Below are 3,929 nucleotides of genomic sequence, written 5' to 3'. Positions count from 1 at the left end.
CAAGGGGAGAAGGGGAAGCCCATCCTACTTCACCGAGCCCGCCGTCATGCCCATGATCAGGTAGCGCTCGAGCGCGATGCCGATGATCGCCAGCGGCGCGATCGCGGCGGTGGCGAGAGCCGCCATCGACCACCAGTTGATGCCTTGCGAGCCGGTCTGGCTCGCCACCATGACGGGGATGGTTTTCGCATCGGTCGAGGTCAGGAGCGCGGCGAAGAAATACTCGTTCCAGCACAGCACCATCGCCAGGATGAAGGCGGCGACCATGCCGGGCAGCGCGATCGGCATGACGATGCGGAAAAAGGCGCCCCAGATCGACAGCCCGTCGACCAAAGCCGCTTCCTCCAATTCGACGGGAATGGAGTTGAACTGGTCGCGCATGATCCAGATCACGATCGGCAGCACCATCAGCGTATAGAGAAGCACGAGCCCGATACGCGTGTCGAGGAGGGCCACTTCCCGGTAGAGCACCAGGAAGGGCAGCGCCAGCACGACCGGCGGCAGGATCAGTTGCGAGAGGAAGAAGAAGGAGATGTCCTCGTTCTTGAACCAGGCGAATTTGTAGCGGTAGCGAACGAGGCCATAGGCGGCGAGGCTGCCGATGATGATGGCGAGGCTCGATGCGCCGACCGAGGTGATGACGGAGTTCATGAAGCGTTTGAGGAATTCGTCGCGCACGGTCGATGTCTGGAAGATCGAATCCGGTGACAGGCCGAGCGAACGCCAGCCCTTCCAGTCGGGCGTAAAGTCGACGAAGGGAATGAGATGGCCTTGCGTGACGTCGACCGCCGATTTGAACGAGGTGGTGATCGTCCAGTAGATCGGGAACAGGCACACGAACGCCCAGAAGACAAGCGCGCCATAGATGAAAACGCGGCTGGTGATGAAGGCCGCCGGCGAGCGGATCTCGGAAACGGTGTAGTCGGTGGTCTGGACGCTCATGATGCCGCTCAGTTGACGTTGCGCACGAAGCGACTGGCGACTTTCAACAGCCAGGTCACGAACACGACGATGATGATCAGATAGGCCATGGCCAACATGGTGCCATAGCCGACATTCGAGCGGTCGCGATACTCGCGATAGATGAAGCTCGACACGGAATCGGTGGCGCCGCCGGGGCCGCCGGAGGTCAGGGTGATGATGATGTCGGCGAGCTTCAGCTTGAAGATGATGCGCAGGATCACCGCCGTCACCGATACCGGCAGCATCAGCGGGAAGGTGACCTGCCAGAAGGTCTGCCACGCGGTCGCGCCGTCGACGCGGGCGGCCTCAAGCACCTCGCGCGACATCGCCTGCAGGCCGGCCAGCAGCATGATCATCATGAACGGGATGAAGGTCCAGGCGTCGAGCATCATGATCGAGATGCGGGCGGTGATCGGATCGGAGAAGAAGGCGGGATTGTCCCAGCCGAGATGGCGCGCCAGCGTCGCCGCCGGTCCGAACCGGTACTCCATCAGCGACTTGCCGACCATCCAGGACACGGCGACCGGCGACAGCATCAGCGGCAAAAGAAAGACGACGCGGAAGAATTTGCGAGCCTTGATCTGCGCATTGAGCAGCAGCGCCAGGCCGAAGGCGATGACATATTCGACCAGCACCGCAAGCACATAGAGCACCATGTTGAACAGCGCGTTGCGGTAATAGGGGTCGGCCAGCATCTGCCAGAAATTGTCGAGGCCGTTGAAGCGGCGGCCGGTGAAGGAACTGAGGTTCCAGTCGGTCAGCGCGATGTAGAAGCCGAACAGCGTCGGGAAGATCACCATGGCGATGGTGAAGAGCAGGGCCGGCAAAAGGAACAGCGCGCGCTGCCCGTCCTCGCCGCGTGTCAGCACCTGCCAGGCGCCGAGCGCGATGCCCCACAAGATGTAGGCATAGACCACAGGGCGCCAGGTGTCGAAACCGACCGTGGACATCTCGGTCTTGTAGAGGACCTGCACGATGATGATCGCCAGCAGGCCAAGGGTCGCGATGGCCAGCAGGCCCCAGCCGAGGCGCTTGCGGCCTGCCGGGATCAGGTCGGCCGGGTTTGCCGGCCACGCATTCGCGGTCGAAGTCTGCTCAGCCACTCTCGCCTCTTAAAGCATCAAACCGGCCGGGCCGGTAAAGATGCGGCCCGATGACGATGTGCCACCGGGCCGCGACGTCTCAAAAGGCAGCCTACATGCCGAGCGAGGCTTTGTAGAGCTTGATCTGGTTTTCGCGGCCGATCTGGTCGGTCAGCTTTTCCCAGGCGGCGGCGATGGCGTCGGCGCCTTCCTGCGCCTTCATCTTGCCGGCGAAGGTGTTGGCCAGGATGTCCTCGGCGGCCGAGTAGTACTGGAAAATGCCGGGGATGCGCGGCTCGATCGCCGCGTTCGGATGGTTGTAGCTGTCGCCTTCCGACTTGAGATAGGAGGTGATGAAGGCCTCGTCATAGCCTGCCGCCACCCATTCGGGAATGTTGAAATGGGAGTTGCGGTAGGGCTGGAAGCCCGACGGGTACATCGCCGTCCAGATCGACAGGTCCTTGCCGCCGAGATGGGCGGCGGCCGACCATGCGGCCTTCTTCTTCTTCTCGTCGGAATCGACGCGGGCCATGACATAGACGCCCCAGCCGAGATAGGCGCAGTTCGGCGCATAGTTCGGGCCGCTGGCGAGCTTGTCCCACTTGCCGGTCTTGGAATTGTAGACGTCGTCGGAACCCGGCAGGATCGAGAAGCCGGTGACATCGCCGATGACCGAAGAGTCATTGGTCTTCACGTTCGAGCCGACGTCGCCCCACCAGGGGATCATCGAGCCGGTGCCGGCCAGGAACTGCTGGAAGGCGGTCGTGTTCGGATCGGCGTTGATCTGGTCCGCGGGTTCGGACGGCAAGGCGTCGATCACGTCCTGGATGGCGCGCACCCAGGCCGGATTGTTGATGCGGGGCTTCATCGTGTCGGCATCGAACAGCCAGGCCTTGTCATCGGGATGCTTGGCGTAGGCTGTGGCGCGGCTGCCGAGGAAATAGAAGCCGAAACCGCCCCAGGGCTTGGGCGCGTCGAGGTAGCCGTAGACGTCCTGGCCCTTGAATTTCTTGCCCTTCAGGAATTTGGTCACGGCCTGCACCTGCTGCCAGGTCTTGGGCACGCCCCATTCCGTCAGGCCTGCCTTGTCGCCGCCATCGGCTTTCCACGCCGCCGCCAGCTCGGAGTCGGAGAACACGTCGGTGCGGTAGTTGAAATTGTGCGTGTCGCCGTCGATGGTCACGCGATACTGCTTGCCGTCCCAGGTGCCGACCGGCGGTTTCAGGTAGTTGACGAGGTCGTCGAAGTCGATCTGCTTCTTGACCCAGTCGGGCATCTCGGAGGTCAGGCCCTTGCCGCAGACGTCGCCTTCGAAAGGCGCGCCCATCTCGATGATGTCGAAGTCGACGGTCTTGGTTGCGATGGACTGCTGCAGGCGGGCGTTGTAATCGGCCTGGGCGAGGTCGATCCAGCTGATCTTGGCGCCCGTATAGGCCTCCCATGGCTTCAGGAAGCCGCGGAACAGCACGTTGTGCAGGTTCTGGTTGTTGAGGCCCATGAAGGTGAGCTCGACACCGGCGAACTCGCCTTCCTTGACATTGGCCTTGGTCGCTTCGAGACAGAGCTCACCGACCTTCTGGAAGTCGGCATCGGTCGGCTGGCCCTTGCCGACGCCTGGGATCTGCAGGATTTTCGCACGCAGGCTGTCATCGGCCGCGGCCGGCCTCGTCAGCGCACCGAGTCCGGCGCCGGAGGCGGCGGCGATTGCCGCCATCGAGGCAGCACCCTTCAGCACATCGCGGCGGCTCGCGCCGGCTCGCATCAGTTTTTCATACAGGTCGACTCTCATCTACAGGTTCCTCCCAGAACAACAGCGATTGAATTGAAGTGGCCAATCTCTCGGACGTCGAAACGTCTCTCGGTTCTCCTCGATCATACGGGGAC

3 protein-coding genes are annotated in these 3,929 nt (G+C 62.5%); all 3 read right to left on the bottom strand.

The features are described 5' to 3' along the window. Positions 1-24: 24 nt before the first annotated feature. Positions 25-942: a carbohydrate ABC transporter permease gene (locus EOD07_RS25745; RefSeq protein ID WP_040981356.1), complete on the bottom strand. Its 918-nt coding sequence runs from the start codon at positions 940-942 to the stop codon at positions 25-27. A gap of 8 nt (positions 943-950) precedes the next feature. Beyond that, positions 951-2,066, bottom strand: coding sequence for a sugar ABC transporter permease (locus EOD07_RS25740; RefSeq protein ID WP_040981354.1), 1,116 nt, complete (start codon positions 2,064-2,066; stop codon positions 951-953). Positions 2,067-2,157: 91 nt separating this feature from the next. Further along, on the bottom strand, positions 2,158-3,834 hold the full coding sequence (locus tag EOD07_RS25735; RefSeq protein ID WP_071071965.1) for a sugar ABC transporter substrate-binding protein: 1,677 nt from the start codon (positions 3,832-3,834) through the stop codon (positions 2,158-2,160). Positions 3,835-3,929 lie beyond the last annotated feature (95 nt).

The sequence above is a fragment of the Mesorhizobium sp. M2C.T.Ca.TU.002.02.1.1 genome (assembly GCF_003997225.1).
This window is presented reverse-complemented; position numbering and strand designations above follow the sequence as displayed.

Bases quoted from the DNA above. Each gene is read 5' to 3' on its own strand.
- EOD07_RS25745 (WP_040981356.1), bottom strand. From the start codon at position 942: ATGAGCGTCCAGACCACCGACTACACCGTTTCCGAGATCCGCTCGCCG.
- EOD07_RS25735 (WP_071071965.1), bottom strand. From the start codon at position 3,834: ATGAGAGTCGACCTGTATGAAAAACTGATGCGAGCCGGCGCGAGCCGC.